The 3342-nt window shown below is 71.2% G+C and carries 3 protein-coding genes and 1 rRNA gene; all 4 read right to left on the bottom strand.

The genetic code is table 11. From position 1 onward, the window contains the following. Positions 1-53: 53 nt before the first annotated feature. The 4 genes from K6I34_RS34050 to rrf all read right to left on the bottom strand — a co-directional run bounded on the left by K6I34_RS34050 (position 54) and on the right by rrf (position 3340). Positions 54-1226: an acetoin utilization protein AcuC gene (locus tag K6I34_RS34050; RefSeq protein WP_229331905.1), complete on the bottom strand. Its 1173-nt coding sequence runs from the start codon at positions 1224-1226 to the stop codon at positions 54-56. Beyond that, positions 1177-2421: an MFS transporter gene (locus tag K6I34_RS34045; protein ID WP_229331904.1), complete on the bottom strand. Its 1245-nt coding sequence runs from the start codon at positions 2419-2421 to the stop codon at positions 1177-1179. Before K6I34_RS34045 ends, K6I34_RS34050 begins: the two co-directional genes overlap by 50 nt. Before the next feature lie 84 nt (positions 2422-2505). After that, entirely contained in the window at positions 2506-3150 is a 645-nt protein-coding gene (locus K6I34_RS34040) for an HAD family phosphatase (protein ID WP_229331903.1), read from the bottom strand. A gap of 73 nt (positions 3151-3223) precedes the next feature. After that, positions 3224-3340 (bottom strand): 5S ribosomal RNA (gene rrf / locus K6I34_RS34035). Positions 3341-3342 lie beyond the last annotated feature (2 nt).

The raw sequence follows: 3342 nt of genomic DNA, 5'->3' as shown, positions 1-3342 counted from the left end.
GGGCACAAACGGGCCCACGGACCGCACCGAAACGGGTCCGGGCAGAAGCCCGGTTAAGGCAGCAAGCCGTGCAGCGGGAAGACAGCCCGCCGCGTCGCCAGGATCGCCTGGTCCAGGCGATCCGCCGGGTCGTACCCCGCGTCGAAGTCCCGCCACACCGGCACGTTCCCGTCCGTCATCCGGAACGGCCCCAACTCCCGCGTGAGACGGAACACTTCCGCCCGCCACTCCTCCGGCAGCGCGGAAGCCGGCTCCACCGGCCTCCCCGCCGCGATCCCCACCAGATGCGTCCAGCTCCGCGGCACCACGTCGACCACCGCGTACCCGCCGCCCCCGAGCGCCACCCAGCGTCCGTCCGCGTGCTCGTGGGCGAGCTCGTGACACGCCTCGGTCACCGCCCGCTGCGCGTCGAGCGAGACCGCCAGATGGGCCAGCGGGTCCTCGAAGTGCGTGTCGGCACCGTGCTGGGTCACCAGCACCTGCGGCCGGAAGGCCGCGACGAGCTCGGGCACGACCGCGTGGAAGGCCCGCAGCCAGCCCGCGTCCCCGGTCCCGGCGGGCAGCGCCACGTTCGCCGCGCCGCCCTCCGCGCCCGGCGCGCCCGTCTCGCCGGGCCGGCCGGTGGTGAACGGGAAGAGCGTCTGCGGGTGCTCGTGCAGGGAGATCGTGAGGACGCGCGGATCCTCCCAGAACGCCGCCTGCACGCCGTCCCCATGGTGCACGTCGACGTCCACGTACACGACCCGCTCGGCACCGAGCTCCAGCAGCCGGGCGACCGCGAGGGCCGCGTCGTTGTAGACGCAGAAGCCCGCCGCGGACCCCGGCATCGCGTGGTGCAGCCCGCCCGCGAAGTTCACCGCGTGCAGCGCCTCCCCGCGCCACACCGCCTCGGCCGCGGCCACCGACTGCCCCGCGATGAGCGCGGACGCCTCGTGCATGCCCGCGAAGGCCGGGTCGTCGGGCGTCCCCAGCCCGTACGAGCCGTCGGCGGAACCCGGGTCCGCCGAGGCCGCGCGCACGGCCGCGATGTAGTCCTCGCGATGCACGAGCCGCAGCGTCGACTCGCCCGCGGGCGGCGCCGCGACCACCTTGAGCGCGCGGTCCAGCCCGTACGCCTCGACCAGGCGCATGGTCAGCGCGAGGCGTACCGGATGCATCGGGTGCTCCGGGCCGAAGTCATAGCCCGTCACCCCCTCGTCCCACATCAGCTGTGCTTGGCCGCTCATGCCCGCCACCGTAGCGGGCGCCCGCGACACCGAAGGCGGGGGCGTACCGGAAAGCCGCCGAGAGCAGAATCATGGGCACGACCATGGCCCACCGATAGCCCCATGCCGCCCCCAACCCACCTACGAGGGGCGAACCCACCAGAAAGCCCACATAGTTGAAGATGTTCAGCCGGGCGACGGCCGCGTCGGAAGCGCCGCTCCCGTAGCGCTCCTGCGCGCTCCGCCCGGCCGCGGCGAAGGTCTGCGGGACGAGCACGCTCAGCCCCAGCCCGAGCACCGTGAACCCGGCGAGTCCGGCCCACGCGCCGGGCGCCACCGCCACGACCCCGAAGCCGCACACCGCGAGCACCGTCCCCGCCCGCACCACCCGCACCGCGCCGAAGCGCCGCACGGCCAGGTCGCCAAGCGCCCGCCCCAGCAGCGTGGTTGCCATGTAGGCGTTGTACGGGACGGTGGACAGCTGGTCGGAGCTGTGCAGCACGTCCTGGAGGTAGGTGGCGCTCCAGTTGGAGACGGTCGAGTCCCCTATGTACGCGAACGTCATCACCAGGCACAGCGGCAGCAGGAACCGCATGCTGCGCCCACTGCCGCCGTCCGGCGCCCGCCCGCCCGAGGGGCTGCCGTTCCGGTCCCGGTCGACGTACCAGTGGCCGACGACGAGGGCCGCCGGTGCGGCCACGGCGACGACGGGCCCGTAGAGCGCGGCGAGGGAGATCCCGGTATGCGCGCCGACCCAGGCGAGCGAGGCCCCGGCGATGCCGCCGAGGCTGTACGCGGCGTGGAAACCGAGCATGATGCTGCGGCCGTACGCGTGCTGAAGACTCACGCCGAGCATGTTCATCGAGGCGTCGAGCCCACCGACGAGAATCCCGAACAGGCCCAGGAAAAGGGCCGCTTGCCAAAGGTGGTGCCCGCATCCCACGGCGAGGAGCGCGAGGCAGACGAGTGGCTGGACGCAGCGGAGTACGGTCCCGGGCCGTACGGCGACGACCAGGCGCTCGGTGGCGAGGGTGCCGATTCCGGCGAGGACCGGCACGGCGGCGAGAAAGGCGGGGAGAAGGCCGTCGGATATCCCGTAGCGACCCTGGACCGCGGGTATTCGGGTCACGAGGAGGGCGAAGACCGCGCCCTGGAGGAAGAAGCTCGCTGCCAGGGCCGGCCGGCCGGGTCTCAGCCGCGGGGGCGCATCCGTCATGGCCGATGAGGGTACGGTGCGGCCCCGAGCCTGAATAGCGCCGCGACAAAGGGAGTTGAGCGTACGGCTCAGGCGGCTCAGAGCTCAGGCGAGGAGTCCTGGGAGTTCCTTCATCTCCGCGAAGTGGCCGGTGGAGCCGGTGAGCCGGTCGCGCGGGGTGAGGGTGGTCAGGGTGTAGCAGTCCATTTTCGCGGCGACGGCGGCCTGCAGCCCGCGCGGGCTGTCCTCGATCACGACGCAGCGGCCGGGTGCGACCCCCATGGAGCGGGCGGCGTGCAGGAAGAGGTCGGGCGCCGGCTTTCCCTTGCCGACATCCTCGGAGCTGAAGATCCAGTCGTCCTCGAACCACTTGTCGAGGCCGGTGCGCCGGTGTCCCACGCGAATACGCTCGTGCGACCCGGAGGAGGCCACGCAGTACGGGATGCCTCCGGTGACCAGCCACTCCAGCACCTCGGTGACGCCCTCTATCGGTTCGAGCTCCCGGTCGAAGGCGGCGAAGGTGCGAGCGTGCAGGGTCTCGTCGAAGTCGGGCGGCAGGGAGCGTCCGGTCCGTTCGAGGATGACGTCGTGGACGCGGTGGACCGCGGCCCCCATGTAGTCACGGAGGGAGTCCTCATAGGTGGTGGGGTGGCCCAGCTCGGTGAGATAAGCGGCGAGGACATGGTTCGCGAGGGGTTCACTGTCGACGAGGATGCCGTCGTTGTCGAAGATCACGAGGTCATAGCGCATGGCGGCCACTTTAAACGCAAAAAAGCCGTGGGCCCGTGATCTGTGATCACGGGCCCACGGCTTTTTAAAATTTGTTCGGCGGCGTCCTACTCTCCCACACGGTCCCCCATGCAGTACCATCGGCGCTGAAAGGCTTAGCTTCCGGGTTCGGAATGTAACCGGGCGTTTCCCTAACGCTATGACCACCGAAAC

It is taken from the genome of Streptomyces sp. UNOC14_S4 (genome assembly GCF_020740835.1).
Lineage (GTDB): Bacteria > Actinomycetota > Actinomycetes > Streptomycetales > Streptomycetaceae > Streptomyces.
This window is presented reverse-complemented; position numbering and strand designations above follow the sequence as displayed.

Coding starts and splice junctions, on each gene's coding strand:
- K6I34_RS34050 (WP_229331905.1), bottom strand. CDS start 1,226: ATGAGCGGCCAAGCACAGCTGATGTGGGACGAGGGGGTGACGGGCTAT.
- K6I34_RS34040 (WP_229331903.1), bottom strand. CDS start 3,150: ATGCGCTATGACCTCGTGATCTTCGACAACGACGGCATCCTCGTCGAC.
- K6I34_RS34045 (WP_229331904.1), bottom strand. CDS start 2,421: ATGACGGATGCGCCCCCGCGGCTGAGACCCGGCCGGCCGGCCCTGGCA.